Source organism: Pantoea sp. EEL5, from assembly GCF_049892805.1.
GTDB lineage: Bacteria > Pseudomonadota > Gammaproteobacteria > Enterobacterales > Enterobacteriaceae > Pantoea > Pantoea ananatis.
This window is the reverse complement of sequence record NZ_JBNDNJ010000001.1, coordinates 1,344,637-1,363,139: the sequence shown is the minus strand read 5'-3', so window position 1 is coordinate 1,363,139 and position 18,503 is coordinate 1,344,637. Positions and strand designations below refer to the sequence as shown.

16 protein-coding genes are annotated in these 18,503 nt (G+C 56.1%); 8 read left to right on the top strand and 8 right to left on the bottom strand.

All coding sequences use genetic code 11. From position 1 onward, the window contains the following. Positions 1-2: 2 nt before the first annotated feature. From osmV to ACPXSQ_RS06505, 4 genes are all read right to left on the bottom strand, one after another. Positions 3-1,139, bottom strand: a complete 1,137-nt coding sequence (gene osmV, locus ACPXSQ_RS06520; RefSeq protein ID WP_013025850.1) for an osmoprotectant ABC transporter ATP-binding protein OsmV — start codon at positions 1,137-1,139, stop codon at positions 3-5. After that, the gene (osmW, locus tag ACPXSQ_RS06515; protein ID WP_013025849.1) at positions 1,139-1,786 is read right to left on the bottom strand and encodes an osmoprotectant ABC transporter permease OsmW; all 648 of its coding nucleotides are present in this window, start codon (positions 1,784-1,786) and stop codon (positions 1,139-1,141) included. Before osmW ends, osmV begins: the two co-directional genes overlap by 1 nt. Before the next feature lie 9 nt (positions 1,787-1,795). Beyond that, positions 1,796-2,659 carry a glycine betaine ABC transporter substrate-binding protein gene (locus ACPXSQ_RS06510; RefSeq protein ID WP_227008738.1) on the bottom strand — a complete coding sequence of 288 codons (864 nt, stop codon included), beginning with the start codon at positions 2,657-2,659 and terminating at the stop codon, positions 1,796-1,798. Between the two features lie 64 nt (positions 2,660-2,723). Then, the gene (locus tag ACPXSQ_RS06505; protein WP_013025847.1) at positions 2,724-3,440 is read right to left on the bottom strand and encodes an ABC transporter permease; all 717 of its coding nucleotides are present in this window, start codon (positions 3,438-3,440) and stop codon (positions 2,724-2,726) included. 377 nt (positions 3,441-3,817) lie between these two features. On the opposite strand from ACPXSQ_RS06505, the gene ACPXSQ_RS06500 reads away from it, so the two are divergent. Further along, positions 3,818-5,281 (top strand): MDR family MFS transporter, encoded by a 1,464-nt coding sequence (locus ACPXSQ_RS06500; RefSeq protein WP_014605787.1) that lies wholly within the window; start codon positions 3,818-3,820, stop codon positions 5,279-5,281. Between the two features lie 115 nt (positions 5,282-5,396). On the opposite strand, the gene ACPXSQ_RS06495 is transcribed toward ACPXSQ_RS06500, so the two are convergent. Continuing rightward, entirely contained in the window at positions 5,397-5,693 is a 297-nt protein-coding gene (locus tag ACPXSQ_RS06495) for a DUF1161 domain-containing protein (protein WP_013025845.1), read from the bottom strand. Positions 5,694-5,738: 45 nt separating this feature from the next. Then, positions 5,739-6,062 (bottom strand): DUF1283 family protein, encoded by a 324-nt coding sequence (locus ACPXSQ_RS06490; protein WP_013025844.1) that lies wholly within the window; start codon positions 6,060-6,062, stop codon positions 5,739-5,741. 132 nt (positions 6,063-6,194) lie between these two features. Between ACPXSQ_RS06490 and ACPXSQ_RS06485 the strand changes: the two genes are divergently transcribed. Further along, positions 6,195-6,521 carry a YnfA family protein gene (locus ACPXSQ_RS06485; RefSeq protein WP_028715174.1) on the top strand — a complete coding sequence of 109 codons (327 nt, stop codon included), beginning with the start codon at positions 6,195-6,197 and terminating at the stop codon, positions 6,519-6,521. A 28-nt stretch (positions 6,522-6,549) separates the two neighbouring features. Here ACPXSQ_RS06485 and ydfG read toward each other — a convergent pair whose 3' ends face one another. Further along, positions 6,550-7,296 carry a bifunctional NADP-dependent 3-hydroxy acid dehydrogenase/3-hydroxypropionate dehydrogenase YdfG gene (ydfG, locus tag ACPXSQ_RS06480; protein WP_014605789.1) on the bottom strand — a complete coding sequence of 249 codons (747 nt, stop codon included), beginning with the start codon at positions 7,294-7,296 and terminating at the stop codon, positions 6,550-6,552. A gap of 372 nt (positions 7,297-7,668) precedes the next feature. Between ydfG and guaD the strand changes: the two genes are divergently transcribed. The 5 genes from guaD to dcp are packed head-to-tail and all read left to right on the top strand — an operon-like array spanning position 7,669 to position 15,655. After that, on the top strand, positions 7,669-8,997 hold the full coding sequence (gene guaD / locus ACPXSQ_RS06475; protein WP_426143181.1) for a guanine deaminase: 1,329 nt from the start codon (positions 7,669-7,671) through the stop codon (positions 8,995-8,997). Then, the gene (gene xdhA / locus ACPXSQ_RS06470) at positions 8,994-10,433 is read left to right on the top strand and encodes a xanthine dehydrogenase small subunit (protein ID WP_014593763.1); all 1,440 of its coding nucleotides are present in this window, start codon (positions 8,994-8,996) and stop codon (positions 10,431-10,433) included. Before guaD ends, xdhA begins: the two co-directional genes overlap by 4 nt. Beyond that, a complete protein-coding gene (xdhB, locus tag ACPXSQ_RS06465; protein WP_426143179.1) occupies positions 10,423-12,789 on the top strand; it encodes a xanthine dehydrogenase molybdopterin binding subunit in 2,367 nt (788 codons plus the stop codon). Before xdhA ends, xdhB begins: the two co-directional genes overlap by 11 nt. Beyond that, positions 12,776-13,564 carry a xanthine dehydrogenase accessory protein XdhC gene (xdhC, locus tag ACPXSQ_RS06460; RefSeq protein WP_426143177.1) on the top strand — a complete coding sequence of 263 codons (789 nt, stop codon included), beginning with the start codon at positions 12,776-12,778 and terminating at the stop codon, positions 13,562-13,564. Before xdhB ends, xdhC begins: the two co-directional genes overlap by 14 nt. A 48-nt stretch (positions 13,565-13,612) precedes the next feature. Further along, positions 13,613-15,655, top strand: a complete 2,043-nt coding sequence (gene dcp, locus ACPXSQ_RS06455) for a peptidyl-dipeptidase Dcp (RefSeq protein ID WP_426143175.1) — start codon at positions 13,613-13,615, stop codon at positions 15,653-15,655. A gap of 30 nt (positions 15,656-15,685) precedes the next feature. On the opposite strand, the gene hpxO is transcribed toward dcp, so the two are convergent. Next, positions 15,686-16,843, bottom strand: coding sequence for an FAD-dependent urate hydroxylase HpxO (gene hpxO / locus ACPXSQ_RS06450; RefSeq protein WP_013025837.1), 1,158 nt, complete (start codon positions 16,841-16,843; stop codon positions 15,686-15,688). Between the two features lie 259 nt (positions 16,844-17,102). Between hpxO and ACPXSQ_RS06445 the strand changes: the two genes are divergently transcribed. Then, positions 17,103-18,284 (top strand): glycosyltransferase, encoded by a 1,182-nt coding sequence (locus tag ACPXSQ_RS06445; RefSeq protein WP_024471969.1) that lies wholly within the window; start codon positions 17,103-17,105, stop codon positions 18,282-18,284. Positions 18,285-18,503: the final 219 nt, after the last annotated feature.

Here is an 18,503-nt window from a genome sequence, read left to right as displayed (position 1 = left end):
CATTATGGATTCAGGCGGCGACGGGTACGCCCGGAGCTGAGATAATCAGCAATGTAGTCCTGGGAAATCTCGCCACTGTAACGGCCATCTTCGTCCACAATCGGCATCCAGACGGTGTTGTGTTCATAGAGTTTCGACAGAACCACACGCAGGTTTTCTTCTGCTTTGCCGGTCACTTTAAACGTATGCAGCATCTCTTCACAGCGCCCACTCGCGTGACGCGCCTCACGGCGTTTTACAAATCCTAACGGCTTGCCGTCGTCGTCAACCACAGTGATGGAACGCATGTCGTTTTCGTCCATGGTGCCAAAAGCCTCCGTTAACGGCGTCGAGCGTTTTACCGTGATGGTGGGCTGTTGGTCGGTCACGTCGCCTGCCTGTACCAGCAGCAGACGTTTCAACGTACGGTCCTGGCCAACAAAGGAGCCGACAAAATCGTTAGCCGGCGTCGCCAGCAACTCATCGGGGCTGGCGCACTGGACAATTTTGCCCTGGCCGAAGACCGCGATGCGGTCGCCAAGTTTGAGTGCTTCATCAATGTCGTGGCTGACCAGCATCACCGTTTTCTTTAACTGACGCTGCATATCCAGAAACTCATTCTGAATAACTTCCCGGTTAATTGGGTCAACCGCGCCGAAAGGCTCATCCATCAGCAGTACCGGCGGATCAGCCGCCAGCGCGCGAATCACCCCAATGCGCTGCTGTTGTCCACCGGACATTTCACGCGGGTAGCGATGCAGAAACTTATTCGGATCCAACGCCACCATGCTCATTAACTCCGTTGCCCGCTCGCGGCACTGCTTTTTATCCCAGCCCAGCATGCGTGGCACCACGGTGATGTTCTCTTCAATCGTCATATTGGGGAACAGACCAATTTGCTGGATCACGTAACCAATATTGCGACGCAGGGTGGTGGTATCCTGAGTGCTGGTGTCTTCCCCGTTGATGAGAATCCGCCCGCTGGTAGAGGGAATTAAGCGGTTAATCATTTTCAGCGTGGTGGTTTTCCCACAGCCCGAAGGCCCAAGCAGCACGCACATCTCGCCAGCAGGAACCTCAAGACTCACATTGTCCACCGCTTTCATCAGCGTGCCGTTTTTCTGGCTGAAGGTTTTCGTCAGATTTTCAAGTTTTATCATTATCGAATTCCCTTAGGAGTCAGCGCCAGCTGCAAACGGTGCAGCAGCCAGTCAAGAACAATCGCCAGCAGGCAAATCATCAGCGCCCCGGCAATCAGCATACGAATATCACTGCCGCTAATGCCATCCAGCAGCAGCATGCCCAGTCCGCCAGCACCAATCACGGCCGCGATAGCCATCACGCCAACGTTCATGACCACGGCGGTGCGAATACCACCAAAAATCACCGGAAGCGCCATCGGGATCTCAACCCAACGCAGGCGTTGCCAGAACGTCATGCCAATGCCACGACCCGCTTCACGCAGGCCGTCCGGCAGATTTTCCAATGCGGTATGCGTGTTGCGCACAATCGGCAGTAATGAATACAGGAAGACCGCCGTGATAGCCGGTAGCGCACCAATCCCTTTCCCAATCAGCGAGAAAAGCGGAATCATCAGGCCAAACAACGCAATCGTCGGGATGGTCAGTACAACGGTGGCAATGCCGAGCACCGGCGTGGCCAGCCATTTAAAGCGCACAATTAAAATCCCAAGGGGTACGCCAATAACAATCGCGCATCCTACTGCAACCAGCACCAGCCAGGTATGTTGCCAGGTCAGCGTGAGCAGGTTATTCCAGTTATCAATGATGTAATGAAGGGTATCCACGATGCCTCCTTACAGCATGTTTTTGGATTGAAGGAAATCGCGCGCCACCTGTTCAGGCGACTGGTGATCGATGTCCACGCGCTTGTTCATCTCGGTAATGGCCTCATCGGTGATCAGCGGGGAAAGCTGATTCAGGGCGGCTTCAAGACCGGGATGGCTCGCCAGCACGTCTTGACGCACAACCGGCGTCACGTTGTAGCTGGGGAAAAAGTGTTTATCGTCTTCCAGTACCTTGAGATCGAAACCTTTCACGCGCCCGTCCGTGGTGTAGATCAGGCCGGCATCCACAAAACCATCGCGCACGGCGTTATAGACCAGCCCCGGATCCATCTGGCGAATCTGAGGCCTGTCGAGCGTCAGGTTGTAGGTCTTCTGCAGTGGCTTCATGCCGTCTGAACGGCCATAAAATTCCAGGTCCAGCCCGAGTCGCCAGTTATGTTTCGGATCTGTTTTACGCACCTGATCCATTTTGGCCACCAGTTGCGACAGCGTCGAAATACCTTCTTTTTCCGCGCGCGCGCGCTGCATGGCAAAGGCATAGGTGTTATTCATCGGGGCGGGATTGAGCCAGATAAGACCCAGTTTGCCGTCCAGATTTTTCACGGTTTTATAGGCGTCCTCGGAGGACATCGGTTTATTAATATGGTTAAAGATGATCAGTGAGGTACCGGTATATTCCCAGGTCATGTCGATCTGCTTGTTAATCATGGCATTACGACTAATGGTGGTGGCGATGTTGCGTTTCGGGATGACCTCAAAGCCTTTCTTTTGCAGCCACATAACCGTCATGGCCGAAAGAATATGTTGCTCGGTAAAGCTTTTTGTCGCGAGCACCAGCGGCGTGGCCGCCTGTACGCTTTGGCTGAGTGCCATTGAGGCCACCAGTGCCAGGGTAAAGCTCTTAATCCAGCGCGTTAGCATTACAAACCCCTTATCGTTATGCCGCAGCGTGCGGACTAAGGTAGCGCCCTAATGACGCCAGTAGCATATCCAGCACCAGTGCAACCAGCGCCGTAGCAACGGCACCCAGGATAAGCACTGGGAAGTCATTAAGATAAATGCCGGGGAAAATCAGTTCGCCGAAGCTGCTGGCGCCAATCAGGAAAGCGAGTGGGGCGGTGCCCACGTTAATGGCGGTGGCAATGCGCACGCCCGCAAGAATAACCGGCAGGGCGTTAGGAATCTCAACCTGACGTAAGCGCTGCCATTTAGTCATACCGATGCCGTTCGCGGCTTCGATCAACGAAGGCGGTACGGCGCTGAGTCCGGAGTAGGTGTTACGGACGACAGGCAACAGTGATGCCAGAAACAGCGCGACCAGGGCGGGCTTATCACCAATGCCAATGACAACCATCGCCAGCGCCAGAACGGCAAGAGGAGGCAGCGTATTGCCGACGTTAAAGATTTGCATGACATATTCCGCCCAGCGCCGGGCAAAAGGGCGGCTGAGTAGAATACCGCTGGGTATACCGACCAGCAGGGCGAACAGCATCGACCAAAACACCAGAAACAGGTGCTGCTGTCCGAGGTAAATCAGATCGTCTTTGCGGGCGACCAGCGTATCCCAGCCAAGCCCCCATACCAGCGCACCTGCCACTGCGACCACAGCCAGCAGTGCCAGACCGGCACGCCTGGCCAGTGAAGCGTTATGCATACGGTTTCTCCCTGTTTACAGATCTGTTGTTATAGCTACCTAAACCAGCATGACAAAAGTGGCTATCGTCAGCGCCCCTTCCAAAACCATGCCGGTCGCTAAATGCGGCAAACCGCAGTGAATTTCTGCGTAATTTCACCAAGTGCGGAAAATAGCGCTTTATTTCTATAGCAGCGGTAAGCGGAGCGCGCCAGCTTTTATCGGAAAAATCAGGAAGATAGCATGAGCCAAAAAACGCCTCAGCCCTTACAGCAACAGGTTTCAGAGTGAAACGACCTGAAAAGGTCTTTTTTAAGTGACAGTGTCACAATTTGGATTGAATCGGTTCCTGTCTGGTGAAATATGCGCTAGCCTTAGGGAACAAAAAAGGGAGCATCATGACCAACAGCACCTCCGCACCACGCCGTCGCCACTGGATTCTCTTTGCCTGTATGCTTGCCATGTTTATGGCTGCGATTGAAGTCACGATTGTGGCGACCGCAATGCCCACCATTGTGGCCGATCTCGGCGGTTTTTCGCAGTTTGGCTGGGTTTTCTCTGTCTATCTCCTTACCCAGGCGGTGAGCGTGCCGCTCTATGGCAGGCTGGCGGACCTGTGGGGCCGCAAAAAAATGCTGTTTCTGGGCATCGCGATCTTCCTTACCGGGTCGGTGCTCTGCGGTTTCGCCCACACGATGCTCTGGCTGATTGTCTTCCGGGCATTTCAGGGGCTGGGGGCGGGCGCGATCATGCCGCTGAGCTCCACCATCGTGGCAGACATCTATTCCCCCCGGGAACGCGCCAGCGTGCAGGGCTGGTTGTCCAGCGTCTGGGGCGTTGCGGCGATTGTCGGTCCGCTGTCCGGTGCCTGGCTGGTCCAGCACTTTAGCTGGTCCGTCATCTTCTGGGTCAACGTACCGATCGGCATCATCAGCATGCTGATGCTGGCAGCCTTGCTGCCTGCCTATACGCAGACACAACCCTCCCAGTCTTTGAATCTGACCGGGAGCGGCTGGCTCACGCTGTGTATCAGCGCCGTTCTGATTGCGCTGCTGCAGGCGGAACAGCTTGGCTACTGGCTGCTGCTGTTCTTAGCCATTGGCCTGGTGGCTGGCTGGCAGTTAACCCGTCATGAGCAGCGCACCCGCTCGCCGCTGTTCCCGCTCAGCCTGTGGAAAAGCCCACTGATTATCGCGGGCAATCTCGGCAACTTCATCATTGGTGCAACCATGATGGGCGTCAGCGCTTTTCTGCCGACCTGGATTCAGGGCGTAACCGGCGGATCGCCGCTTCAGGCCGGAACTGCGCTGGCCATGATGTCTGTTGGCTGGCCGCTGGCCAGTACGCTAAGTGGCCGTCTGATGCTGTTGACCTCCTACCGTTTTACCGCGCAGCTGGGCGCACTGTTATTAATCGGCGGCAGCGCCTTGCTACTGCTGTTGCACACAGAAAGCACGCTGTTCCAGGCGGGATTCACCGCCTTTGTCATCGGAACCGGCATGGGAATGACCAGCACGACATTTCTGGTATCTGTCCAGAATCATGCCGACTTTAACGTGCAAGGCATTTGTACAGCGTCGGTCATGTTTAGCCGTATGATTGGATCGGCGCTGGGGACAGCGGTGATGGGCGCGGTGCTTAACCTGAACCTGCAATGGCGGTTGCCCCATGCGCAGGATCCGGTTCAGCAAATCATGTCGCAGGAAACGCGCGACCGCCTGGCACCGGACGTGCTTCAGCCTATGCTGCAGGCAATAGCCGCATCGCTACATTGGGTCTTTATTGTGGCACTGGTCATTGCGTTCCTCACCCTGTGGGTGGCGTGGAAGATGCCGCGTCAGCAGCCGCAACAAACGGAATAGTGCGCTGAAACCTCAGGCGTGATGGGCAGAGAAGGGCCAGCAAAAGGCAGGAAAAGACAGGAAAAGACAGGAAAAGACAGGAAAAGACAGGGCGACATCATCGTCGCCCTGAACATTATTGTGTAGAGGAGTCTTGGGAGCTGCCTGCGCTGTCGGGCACGGAGGCGCCCTCATCACGGCCCAGCTTTTTATAAACAATTTTCTGTGTGTCGTTATCACAATGGCCGACGACCTGACCGCCAGCCTGATCAACCTGATCGTTGGCGACCACATCCAGGCTAAAGCCTGATTCAGGCACGCCGTTTTGAATGATTTTCTGGCTGATATCCGCTTTTACAGATTCGCAGGATGCCTGAGCCAGCAGGGGGAAGGCTAAAAACGTCGCTGTCAGTAATGCACTCTTGATCTTCATAACCCTTTCCTTTTGTCATGCGTCAGTCATTACTATAGCCGAAATTTACGGCAATACCGGGCGGCCCGTGCGGCGGTCTAAGCAGCGCAGCGTATTGGGTTCCCAATAGGCATTCAGATTAGCGCTCTGTTCACATTTGTCGCGCGTGTCGAATGCGCGATCGGCTTTATCGAATTCTTTCTCAACCCGGCTGTTCACTTTGTTGCGCAGCATGTGCGTATCATTCCACTGCTCTTTACTCTGACGTGCCGCTTCGTTGCTCAATGCGCTGCTGCCGTTTTCAATAATCACGTGTTCGGTGTTCGCACTGACACGCATCGCGGTGGCAGAAAGCAGGGCCACCATCAGAACCGGAACCAATTTTTTCATCGTAATATCCTTCGGTTAACACTGTTTTACTCTTGGGTAAAACTATTGCATCAAATGAGAATAGTATACCATTGCCGATTACTTGCTCACCAGCTGTGTGCATGTTGTTTACCTGTCAGAGAGATTATTGTGCTGCTTAAAACCACGCTGCTGTTTTTTATCACCGCGCTGGCGGAAATCATCGGCTGTTTTCTGCCGTGGCTGTGGCTAAAGAAGGGGGCGTCCATGTGGCTGTTGTTGCCTGCCGCATTGAGTCTCGGGTTATTTGTCTGGTTGCTGACCTTACATCCTGCGGCCAGCGGCCGGGTTTACGCGGCGTACGGCGGCGTCTATGTGCTGACGGCCATGCTTTGGCTGCGCGTGGTCGAAGGTGTCAAGCTGAGCGCATGGGACTGGAGTGGTGCGCTGATTGCGCTGAGCGGCATGCTGATTATCGTAGCGGGATGGGGCAAAGCGTAAAAGCCAGCCTTTGCGGCTGGCTTATCGGTCAGGGTTTATGCACTTTCAGCCCTGCCAGCGTCTGGCTGACGGGCATCATCTCAAGCGTATTGATGTTGACGTGCTTCGGCAGCGTGGCCACCCAGTAAACGGCTTCGGTAACGTCTTCAGGCGTCAGGGCCGTGGCGCCCTCGTAGACCTGTTCGGCCTTGCCATCGTCCCCTTTAAAGCGCACGTTAGAAAACTCCGTGCCGCCGACCAGGCCCGGCTCAATATCGGTCACACGCAGGGCCGTACCGTGTAAATCGGTGCGTAAGTTAAGGCTGAACTGACGCACAAAGGCTTTGGTGGCGCCATAAACGTTGCCCCCGGCATAAGGCCAGCTGCCGGCAATCGAACCAATGTTGATAATGTGACCGACGTTACGCTCTACCATGGCAGGCAAAACCGCGCGCGTCATATAGACCAGCCCTTTGGTATTGGTGTCGATCATATTTTCCCAGTCGTTCACATCTGCCCGGTGCGCGGGTTCTATGCCCAACGCCAGACCGGCGTTATTCACCAGGACATCAATATTGCGCCACTCGGCAGGTAGCTGTGTGATGGCCTCTTCAATCGATGCCCGGTTACGCACATCTAACTGTACGGTGTACAGATTCTCACCCAGCTCCGTTTTCAGCGCCTTCAGGCGTTCAGCACGACGTCCACTGGCAATCACCTTGTGACCTGTTTCGATGAATCGGCGGGTAATGCTTTGGCCAAAACCGGCTGTGGCTCCCGTAACAAAAATAATCATCTCACTTTTCCCTCTTCCAGTTTCGTGATGTCTCCTCACCTTATCACGGCATTTTAGCCTGTGTCCGCTGAATTCCGCGGGGAGGCGCTTTTGCGCGCTTTTAGCGCACGCTGCCCCGAAATCGTGCAGAGAACGGGGCAGCAAGGTAACGTGGCAGGGGGCATTTTTACTGGCAACCGATTGCGTTGGATGAGCAACCGATTGCGTGGCGATTTTGTCAGCGAAAGCGTTGCGCAACAGGATGATATTCATAAGTGACTGATAATAAAGTGATTTATCAGGCTCTGATCTGGCATGCGTCTTGCAGAGTGTTTAAAGAGAGTAGGAGATGAACAGGGCGACAACATCAGGCGCCCGGTAAGAGGAAACGATATGTCTACATGCCAGGACACGGCGATTCGTGCCAGTTTTTTTGATTTTGCCGCGGTGGCGAACGAGCCTGAGGCTATTCTGTCTCAGGCGCGTTATATCGAAGATGGTCTGCTCATTCTGCGTAAGGGCCGCGTAGTCGGTTTGCACCCCTGGTGTGATGTCAGCAGCAGTCAGGCAGCAGAGCGCGTTATCGATCTGCGCGGTAAGCTGATCCTGCCGGGTTTTGTCGACTGCCACATTCATTACCCGCAAACAGAAATGATCGGCGCCTATGGTGAGCAGCTTCTCGAATGGCTGAATCAGTATACGTTTCCGGTTGAGAGGCAGTACCGCTGTGCCGAGCATGCCGCGCAAATGTCAGCGTTTTTTCTCCATCAGCTACTGGCTAACGGCACCACCAGTGCGTTGGTTTTTGGCACGGTGCATCCGCAGTCGGTAGAGGCGCTTTTTAGCGCGGCCGAAGCGCTTGAGATGCGCATCATCGCCGGTAAAGTCATGATGGATCGCAATGCGCCTGATTACCTCACCGAAACGCCGGAGGAAAGCTATCAACATTCCCGCGATCTGATTGAGCGCTGGCACGGCCGCGGCCGACTGAGCTATGCCCTGACGCCGCGTTTTGCGCCCACCTCGTCACCCGACCTGTTAAAGAAAGTGCAGGCGCTGCGCACGGCTTACCCGGATGTCTGGCTCCACACGCACCTCAGCGAAAACCCACAGGAAGTAGCCTGGGTCAACGCGCTGTTTCCCGAACGCAATGGCTATCTGGACGTTTACCACCACTATCAGCTGACCGGCCGGCGAAGCGTCTTTGCACACTGCCTGCATCTGGAAAATCATGAATGGCAGTGTCTGCACGATACGGATTCCGCCATTGCCTTTTGCCCGACCTCAAACCTGTTTTTGGGAAGCGGCCTGTTTAATATCAAGCGCAGCTGGCAGCAGGGCATCAAAGTGGGCATCGGCACCGATGTTGGCGCCGGAACCACCTTTAATATGCTGCAAACGCTGGGCGAGGCTTACAAGGTCGGCCAGCTACAGCAATACAGGCTGAGTGCTGCAGAAGCCTTTTACCATGCCACGCTGGGCGGGGCCCGTGCGCTGGATCTTGACCAGCACATCGGTAATTTTGCACCAGGTAAAGAAGCTGACTTTGTCGTGCTGGATCCCGCCGTATCGGCGCTGCAAAAGCTGCGTATGGGGAACTGCAAGGATATCTGGGAAAAACTGTTCGTCTTGATGACGCTGGGTGATGACAGAAACATCGTAGAGACGTGGGTTAATGGCCGACCGGTCTGGCAATCCACCACAAAGGAGAATGCCGCATGATTCAGTTTCTGCTTAACGACCAGCTCGTCACAGAAGAACGTATCGATCCCAATCTGACGGTACTCTCTTATCTGCGCACGCATCAGCGTCGCTGTGGCACCAAGGAGGGCTGTGCGTCCGGCGACTGCGGTGCCTGCAGCGTCACGCTGGGGAGCGTGGTGGACGGCAGGTTGCACTATCAGACCGTTAACAGCTGCCTGATGCTGGTCAGTGGATTACAGGGCAGGCAGCTCATCACCGTCGAAGATTTACGTGAGGGGAAAACCCTGCATCCGGCTCAGCAGGCGATGGTGGACTGTCATGGCTCGCAGTGTGGCTTCTGCACGCCGGGCTTTGTGATGTCATTGTTCAGTCTGCAAAAAAATCACAGCGACTGGGACCGGCAGCAGGCAGAGCATGCGCTGGCCGGCAACCTGTGTCGCTGCACCGGTTATCGTTCCATTATGGCGGCGGCCGAACAGTTGGTGACGCAGGCACAGCCGGACAGCTTTGATCGGTGTGAGCAGGGCGTGGTTGAGCGCCTGCGCGCGCTGGAGAATCAGGAGGTCCGGGTAATTCAGGACAAAGGCCGTCACTGTTACCTTCCCACCACCGTCGCGCAGCTCGCTGCGCTCTGTGTCGCGCACCCCGATGCCGCGTTACTGGCGGGCGGCACGGACCTGAGCCTGCTGATTACCCAACGCTACCAGGGCATTCCAGTGATGATTGCGCTGGGGCAGGTGGATGCACTGAAACACTGTTATGAGGACGACGCATCCTATCACTTAGGTGCCGCCGCCTCGCTCGACCAGATCGCAGCGTTTATGGCGACGCGCATTCCGGGAGTAACGGAGATGCTGACGCGTTTTGCCTCGCTGCAAATTCGCCAGCTTGGCACACTGGGCGGTAACCTTGCTAATGCTTCCCCGATTGGCGATGCATCGCCAACGCTGCTGGCATTAAACGCCTCTCTGCTGCTGCAGAAGGGCGACACGCAACGCACTTTGCCACTCAGCGCGTTTTTTACCGGCTACCGGCAGACCGTGCTGCAACCCGGTGAGTTTATCCATACCATCATTATTCCAAAAGTGACGGTGTCACCTGATTTTGTTGCCTGGAAGGTCTCGAAGCGGCTGGATGACGACATTTCAGCCGTGTTTGCCGCTTTCAATATCCAAACCGATAACGGCATTGTGACAGCGGCACACATTGCCTTTGGCGGGATGGCGGCAACGCCGGTGCGCGCCACAGGGTGTGAGCAGGCCATGATTGGATCGGCCTTAACCGCACAAACGATAGCCACGGCCTGTCAGGCGCTGGAAGAGACCTTTGAGCCGCTCAGCGACTTCCGCGCCAGCGCCGGTTATCGCCTGCAGGTGGCGAGCAACCTGCTGCGCCGTTACTTTTACCGTCTCAACGGATTGTCCCTGACTGAGGTAAGCCGCTATGTCCCATAATCGTCCGGCTCTGCCCGATTCAGCATTACCCATTGCTCATGCGCGCGACATCAGCAGCGGCGTGGGGCGCAGCAATAAGCATGAAAGCGCCGATAAACACGTGTCCGGCGAGGCGATATATATCGATGACAAAGCGGAGCAGCCCGGTCTGCTGCATCTCTGTCCTCGCCTGAGCGATCATGCCCATGCCCGTATCACTCACGTTGATGTCCAGCCGTGCTACGACGTTCCCGGTGTCGTCCGCGTCCTCACCTGGCAGGACGTGCCCGGCGTCAACGATGTCGGCCCGCTGCAGCCCGGCGACCCGCTGCTGGCTCAGGACTGCGTCGAATATGTTGGGCAAATTATTATTGCCGTGCTGGCCGACTCGCCGGATGCGGCCCGACAGGGCGCGATGGCAGCGGTGATCGAGTATGAGGTATTACCCGCGCTGCTGGATGTAGAACAGGCACTGCTGCAGGGCAGTTTTGTGCAGGAGCCCCATATCCACCAGCGCGGCGACGTCGAGGCGGCGCTGGCCCGTGCGCCGCACCGCATACAGGGCGCGTTTCATATTGGCGGGCAGGAACACTTCTATCTGGAAACCCAGACGGCCATGGTGATCCCGGGTGAGGACGACGCGCTGCAGGTGTTCTGCTCCACGCAAAACCCCACGGAGGTCCAAAAGCTGGTGGCAGAGGTCATGGGCATCAGCATGAACAAGGTCACGATTGATATGCGCCGAATGGGTGGCGGTTTTGGCGGTAAAGAAACCCAGGCGGCGGGCGTGGCCTGCCTGTGCGCCGTCGCGGCAGGCCTGACCGGCCGGGCGGTTAAAATGCGCCTGGCCCGACGCGATGACATGCGGATAACCGGCAAGCGACATCCTTTTTACGTCCGCTATGATGTGGGCGTTGAAGACGATGGCCGATTGTGTGGGGTAAAAATCGATCTTGCCGGTAACTGCGGCTACTCGCTCGATCTGAGCGGATCGATAGTGGATCGGGCCATGTTTCATGCCGATAACGCCTACTATCTTGGTGATGCGCGCATCACCGGCTACCGCTGTCGCACCAATACCGCGTCAAATACCGCTTTTCGCGGCTTTGGCGGGCCGCAGGGCATGGTGGCGATCGAGCAGATCATGGATCACATCGCCCGCGAGCGCGGTCTGGATCCGCTTACGCTGCGAAAACGCAACTACTACGGCAAGAACGAACGCAATATCACCCATTACCATCAGCAGGTGAAAGACAACCTTCTGGATGAGATTACGGCGCAACTGGAAACCAGCAGTGACTATGATGCGCGCCGCGCGGCGATCGCAGCCTTCAATGCCAGCAGTCCCGTACTGAAACGTGGACTGGCGCTGACGCCGGTTAAATTTGGCATTTCATTTACCTCCAGCTTCCTCAATCAGGCCGGAGCGCTGATTCTGATCTACACCGACGGCACGGTGCAGCTCAACCACGGCGGAACGGAAATGGGTCAGGGGCTTAACACCAAGGTGGCGCAGATTGTGGCGCAGGTGCTGCAAATCGAGGTCGATCGTATTCAAATCACCGCCACCGATACCGGGAAAGTCCCTAACACTTCGCCCACGGCAGCGTCCAGTGGCACAGATCTCAACGGCAAAGCGGCACAAAATGCCGCCGAGATATTACGTGATCGCATGACGACCATGCTGTGTACGCTGCACGGATGCGGGCCAGAGGCGGTGATGTTCAGTAACGGTATCGTTCGGGCTGCCGAGCACTATTACACCTTCGCCCAGGTCGCGCAGCTTGCCTGGCTGAATCAGGTACCGCTATCGGCGACGGGCTATTATCGCGTCCCCGGCATCCATTACGACCGTCAGGCCGGTCGCGGCGAACCTTTTTACTACTTCGCCTATGGCGCGGCCTGTTGTGAAGTCATTGTGGACACGCTGACGGGCGAATACCGGCTGCTGCGGGCGGATATTCTGCACGACGTGGGCGCGTCGCTGAATCCGGCCATCGATATTGGCCAGGTAGAGGGCGGCTTTGTCCAGGGGCTGGGCTGGCTGACCTGTGAGGAACTGGTCTGGAATGACAAGGGCCAGTTGATGACCGACGGCCCCGCCAGCTACAAAATCCCGGCGATTGCTGACGTACCGGCCGATATGCGGGTTACGCTGGTGGAAAACCGCAAAAATCCGCAGGACACGGTGTTTCATTCCAAAGCCGTGGGTGAACCGCCGTTTATGCTGGGGATAGCCGCCTGGTGTGCGTTACAGGATGCGGTAGCCAGCGTCGCCGACTATCGACTGCATCCGGCGCTGGACGCGCCCGCTACGCCGGAGCGAGTATTCTGGGGCGTCCAGCGCATGGCGGGAGGCACCCATGATTTATCATGACTGGATAGCAATTTTGCACGACCTGCGCCAGAAGCGGCAACACTGCGTGCTGGTCACCGTGTTGCGCGATCGGGGTTCAGTCCCGCGTGACGGCGGCGCGAAGATGGTGGTGACGGCCAACAAAAGTTTTCTGACCATCGGTGGCGGCCATCTTGAGTTTCAGTGCATTGCGCAGGCGCGCGCGCTGTTGGAAAGTGGAGAGCGTCGTCCTCATACCGAAGACTACAGCCTGGGCGCCCGGTTAGGCCAGTGCTGCGGCGGGATGACCACCATTCTGTTTGAACCGCTGATGCAGGCGCAGCCGGAAATCCTGGTTTTTGGCGCGGGCCACGTCGGTCAGGCGCTGGTCAGCCTGCTGGCTACGTTACCCTGTCACGTTAACTGGATTGACGGTCGGGACAATCAGTTTGCCTCTGTGCTACCCGGCGTCAGCGTGCAACAGCCCGACGATCCCCTGGACTGCGTGGCCGCGGCGGCGGCGGGGAGCTATTATATTGTGATGACGCACCATCATCCGCTGGATCTTGCGCTGTGTGAGGCTATTCTGCGGCGCGGTGATTTCCGCTACGTGGGCGTGATCGGTTCGCAAACGAAAAGTCAGCGTTTTCGCTACCGGCTGGAAGGCAAAGGCATTGCCGAAGACCGGCTGGCGCGGTTACGCTGCCCCATGGGCCTGCCCGATGTAAAAGGGAAACTGCCTGCCGAAATCGCCGTTGCGATTGCCGGGGAAATCATTGCGGTGTATCAGCAACAACGCGGTCAGGTTGTTCTGTAAGAGGCAACCTGCCACTATGAGACTCTGTGTTGTTCACCAGGAGCGCCTATGAACGCCCGTCAAAATCCTTTTTTTAACGTCAGCAGCTTGCCTTATCACACGCCACCTTTTGATCAGATTCAGGAAACCGACTTTCTGCCCGCGCTTCAGGCCGGAATGGAAGAAAAGCGCCAGGAAGTTCTGGCCATCGCCACCAATCCGGAAGCGGCAACCTTTTTGAATACCTGCGAGGCCCTGGAGAAAAGCGGTCAACTGTTGACCCGTGTGAGCCTGGTGTTCAATGCCATGACCTCCGCCCACACCAGCCCCTATTTACAGCAGGTTGACGAGGATATTGCGCCACAGCTCACCGCGCTCAACGACGAAATAATGTTGAACCGGCCGCTGTTTTCACGCATCGACCAGGTCTATTTGCAGCGCAACCCGCTTGATGCTGAATCGAAACGCCTGGTTGAGGTGCTGTGGCAGCGCTTTCAACTGGCGGGTGCCAACCTGCCGGAAACACAGAAGCAGCAGTTAAAGGCGCTGAATCAGGAGGCTGCACGACTGAGTACGCAATTTACTAATAAGCTGCTTGCTGCAACCAAGGCGGGCGGTTTAGTGGTCAATGACGTGCAGCAGTTAGCGGGGCTGAGCCCGTCCGATCTGGCCGTTGCTCAAGCGGCGGCGGCGGCACGAGGCCTGGAGAATGCCTGGCTGCTGGTGCTGCAAAACACCACGCAGCAGCCTGCACTGCAGTCTCTGGAAGATCGCCCGACGCGCCAGGCGCTGTTCCAGGCCGCCATGACGCGCAGTGAGAAAAATGATGACAACGACACGCGAGCGTTAGTGCTGCGCCTGGCACAGGTGCGGGCAGAGCAGGCGAAGCTATTAGGATTTGCCAGCTTTGCCGCCTGGCAGCTACAGGATCAGATGGCGAAAACCCCCGATGCCGCCTTTGCGTTTATGCGCAATATCGTTCCTGCGGCCCGTGCGCGGGCCGAGCGGGAAGCCACGGCCATTCAGCAAACCATCGACAGCCAGCAGGGGAATTTTATCCTTGGCGCGTGGGACTGGAACTTTTACGCGGAGCAGGTTCGGCGGGCGCAGTACGATCTCGATGAAAGCCAGATTAAACCCTATTTCGAACTGAACAGCGTGCTGGAAAAGGGCGTATTCTGGGCCGCGACTCAACTTTATGGCATCCAGTTTACCCAACGTCACGACCTGCCGGTTTATCACCCCGATGTCCAGGTGTACGAAATCTTTGATACCGACGGCAGCGGAATGGCGCTGTTCTATACCGATTTTTTCAAGCGCGACAGCAAAGGCGGCGGCGCATGGATGAGCAACTTTGTTAACCAGTCCACGCTGCTGGACGAGAAACCGGTGATTTACAACGTCTGTAATTACACCAAACCCGCCAACGGCGAGCCTGCACTGCTGAGCTGGGATGACGTAATTACGCTGTTCCATGAGTTTGGCCATACGTTGCATGGCTTGTTTGCCAGCCAGCGCTATCCCAGCCTCTCCGGCACGGAAACGCCACGTGATTTTGTTGAGTTTCCATCGCAGATCAACGAGCACTGGGCCAGTGAGCCACAGGTGTTTCGTCATTTCGCCCGTCATTATCAGACCGGGGAGGCCATGCCAGCGGCCCTGCATGAAAAAATCATCAGAGCAGGCAAGTTCAATAAAGGTTATGAGATGACCGAGCTGCTGGCGGCCGCGTTACTGGATCTCCACTGGCATAGCCTGGAGGGGAAAACCCCGGTGCAGTCGGTCGACGCGTTCGAACAGCAGGCTTTACGCAGCGATGATATTGATCTGGCCGCCGTACCACCGCGCTACCGTTCCAGCTATTTTCAGCATATCTGGGGCGGGGGGTATTCTGCCGGCTATTATGCCTATATCTGGACCCAGATGTTGGCAGACGATGGCTACCAGTGGTTTGTCGAACACGGCGGATTAACCCGGGAAAATGGCGACATCTTTCGGCAAAAAATCCTGTCGCGGGGCAACAGCAGCGATCTTAAAGCGTTGTATGAGTCCTGGCGCGGCGGGGCGCCTCAACTGGAGCCGATGCTAAAAAATCGCGGCTTAGCCGAATAAGCGAAAGGGCGGTGATACCGCCCTTTTTGACTATCCCAGCGGTCCGCCTTCAATGGTTTCGCACAGTCCCGCCAGCACCCGTTCACCCGTTTCCGTTTTCAGCGACTGATACCATGCCGATGTCAGATGGGGATCTTTAGCATGCGTGATGTCGCAGCGTTTACGCGCTTTCAACACCAGATCCTTAACGCGTTCAACGCGGCGCATCTGGTAACGTAACAGCGCATCCTCAATGCCAAGCGAATGTGCAGACAATGCAGAGGCCAGTACAATCCCGTCTTCCATTGCCGCGCAACCGCCCTGACCAATATCCGGCGTGGTGCTGTGTGCTGCGTCGCCCAGTAAGACCACCCGGCCTTTTACAAAGCGGTGAAAAGGCTCGATGTCGTGAATCTCCACGCGGTTAGTGGTTTCCACATCAATTGCCGCGATGAGCTTCTGAACCGGTTCAGACCAGCCGCTGAAGTAGTGCTGCAAATCGTGCCGCATCGTTGATCGATCCTGCTCCAGCCCGGCGGGTAGCGGCACATCGAAAAAGAAGTAGAAGCGGTTGCCGCTGACCGGCATGAGAGAGACGCGTTTACCCTCGCCTACAAAGGTGGTCCATTGATCGGCAGGCGCGATGGACTCATCAACGCTGACCAGGCCGTTCCAGTTCACATAGCCTGCGTAGCGGCGGGGCAGTTTTTCCCCCAGTACGTAATCACGAATAACCGAATGCGTTCCATCGGCCGCAACCAGAAAGTCACCCTGGGCCTGACTGTTATCTTCGAAGGTCGCGATCACGCCGCTGGCATATTGCTCCACCTGCACGATACGCTTGCCAAAATTCACCCGATGGCGGCCGTAAGCATCCAGCAGCATGGCCTGAAGCTCGGCGCGGGCAATGGGATAGGGAAACTCGCCCACCTGCTGCACCAGGGGGGAAAGGCTGAAACGGGTGAGGGTTTCACCCGAAAAGGCCTCTTTATAGGCCATATAGGCCATGTTGCCGCCCAGGGCGCGCACTTTTTCTTTCAGTCCCAATGCATTAAGGCATTTCACCCCGTTAGGCCAGACGGAAATGGCCGCACCAACGGGACGTATCGTTTTGACCGCCTCAAAAACCTCAGTGTCGAAACCTGCCTGTTCCAGAGCCAGCGCGGCGGTCATGCCACCCATCCCGCCACCAATGACGATCGCTTTCATATGTTATCTCCTGTGCACATATCAGTTATTTGCAACTTTTGTACCAGAAGCGCGACGCGCGGTGTGCGCGTCTGAATGGGGGCATGAAGGGTGAAAATGGCGCAGATGCACGGTCGCTGTGCAACAGGCTGCACCTGTCGGGTGCAGAGAAATCTGTAAACCACAGTAATCACATGTTTTTAAGATGTTACCTATGATCTGTTTCATATTCAGCGTGATATAGATCACGTTCGCACTCACTACGACTTCGGAACCCTTCATGAAAATCGGCATAAGTAATAATCACTATCCGGAGCAGCGCAATATTTTGGTCAATCCGGAAAACGACTACATTAACCTGAAAAAACGTAACGTTTTCTATTTCCTCAATCCGCTGCGTACGCGTTTACTGAAAAAAAATAAACGTTTCGTCTTCTTACCTGTCCCGTTTGCAATGGGGCAGAAGCCCGACATTCTCCATCTGTTCAATGAAGTGGCAATAACGCAAATGAACTGGGTCGCGACGTTTGAAACCGAGCTGCCGCGCGTTCTGCCGGTAGCAGGCGTGGCCAAACACGACAATCCAGAGCTGAAACAGCTGATCCCTTATTTGCTGAAAGATAACTGTTTCGGTCTGATTGCTATTTCAGAGGCGACGCTGCACATCCAGATGAAGCTGTTTAAACCGGATGTGGCGGCAAAAATTCGGGCTAAAACGCTGGTGATGCATCCGCCACAAACGCTGTTTACCCCGCAGAAAAGCGCACGTCACAGCGACAAAATCCGTCTGGTCTTTGTCGGCAATGAGTTTTATCGCAAGGGCGGGGCCGAAATTGTGCTGGCGCTGAGTGAGCTTGTCGAAGCGGGTCAGATCGATGCATCCCAGCTTGACGTGCAGCTTATCGGCGACTTGACTAAGCGTCATAACGTGGCACACCGTAAATTCCAGGACGACGAGACTTTTTACCGAAATATCCAGGATCGTATCTCCCGCCTGAGCTTCGTCACCCATCATGCGCAGATGGCAAACTCGGCACTCCTGAAACTGTTCCAGAACAGTGACCTCGGTTTGTTACCGACCTGGCAGGAAACCTACGGGTTTTCCGTGCTGGAGATGCAGGCGAGCGGCTGTCCGGTGTTAACCAGTAATGTGCGTGCTCTGCCGGAAATCAACCCGGCCAGTGCAGGCTGGACGATCGGCGGCGAGCTGAATGACGATCGTGAATATCAGGTCAACAGCGAAGCCGATAAAGATCGCCTGCGCCGGGCGCTGATCGACGGCATAAAATCGACCCTGCTGGACATTCTGGCACACCCGGCCTGCCTGACGGAAAAGGGAGAAGGGTCAATTTTACGCATTAAACAGCAGCATGATCCGCGTCAGTACGGCGTCCGACTTAACGATATTTATCGTCGCGGCGTTGTGGAATGTGTTGAACATCCGCCCGCGCTCTCAATTTAACAAGATTTATCAGACGTTACGCGTCAGAGTTACCATACTTAACTGACGCGTATCTCTGGAGATCGGTTATGAAATGTCTTTTTGCTTTGCTGCTGTCCTGCCTGATGGCCAGCAGCGCACTGGCACAACCCGCACACAGCTTTCCGGTGCGCGCGCCGCTTCCTCAACTGATGCCCATCGCCGCAAAATGTGATCTCTCCAGCTGTCAGACTCGCTGTT

Bases quoted from the DNA above. Each gene is read 5' to 3' on its own strand.
- guaD (WP_426143181.1), top strand. From the start codon at position 7,669: ATGTCTACATGCCAGGACACGGCGATTCGTGCCAGTTTTTTTGATTTT.
- hpxO (WP_013025837.1), bottom strand. From the start codon at position 16,843: ATGAAAGCGATCGTCATTGGTGGCGGGATGGGTGGCATGACCGCCGCG.
- ACPXSQ_RS06500 (WP_014605787.1), top strand. From the start codon at position 3,818: ATGACCAACAGCACCTCCGCACCACGCCGTCGCCACTGGATTCTCTTT.
- xdhB (WP_426143179.1), top strand. From the start codon at position 10,423: ATGTCCCATAATCGTCCGGCTCTGCCCGATTCAGCATTACCCATTGCT.
- ACPXSQ_RS06490 (WP_013025844.1), bottom strand. From the start codon at position 6,062: ATGAAAAAATTGGTTCCGGTTCTGATGGTGGCCCTGCTTTCTGCCACC.
- ACPXSQ_RS06510 (WP_227008738.1), bottom strand. From the start codon at position 2,659: ATGGCACTCAGCCAAAGCGTACAGGCGGCCACGCCGCTGGTGCTCGCG.
- osmV (WP_013025850.1), bottom strand. From the start codon at position 1,139: ATGATAAAACTTGAAAATCTGACGAAAACCTTCAGCCAGAAAAACGGC.
- dcp (WP_426143175.1), top strand. From the start codon at position 13,613: ATGAACGCCCGTCAAAATCCTTTTTTTAACGTCAGCAGCTTGCCTTAT.
- ACPXSQ_RS06495 (WP_013025845.1), bottom strand. From the start codon at position 5,693: ATGAAGATCAAGAGTGCATTACTGACAGCGACGTTTTTAGCCTTCCCC.
- ydfG (WP_014605789.1), bottom strand. From the start codon at position 7,296: ATGATTATTTTTGTTACGGGAGCCACAGCCGGTTTTGGCCAAAGCATT.
- ACPXSQ_RS06445 (WP_024471969.1), top strand. From the start codon at position 17,103: ATGAAAATCGGCATAAGTAATAATCACTATCCGGAGCAGCGCAATATT.
- xdhC (WP_426143177.1), top strand. From the start codon at position 12,776: ATGATTTATCATGACTGGATAGCAATTTTGCACGACCTGCGCCAGAAG.
- xdhA (WP_014593763.1), top strand. From the start codon at position 8,994: ATGATTCAGTTTCTGCTTAACGACCAGCTCGTCACAGAAGAACGTATC.
- ACPXSQ_RS06505 (WP_013025847.1), bottom strand. From the start codon at position 3,440: ATGCATAACGCTTCACTGGCCAGGCGTGCCGGTCTGGCACTGCTGGCT.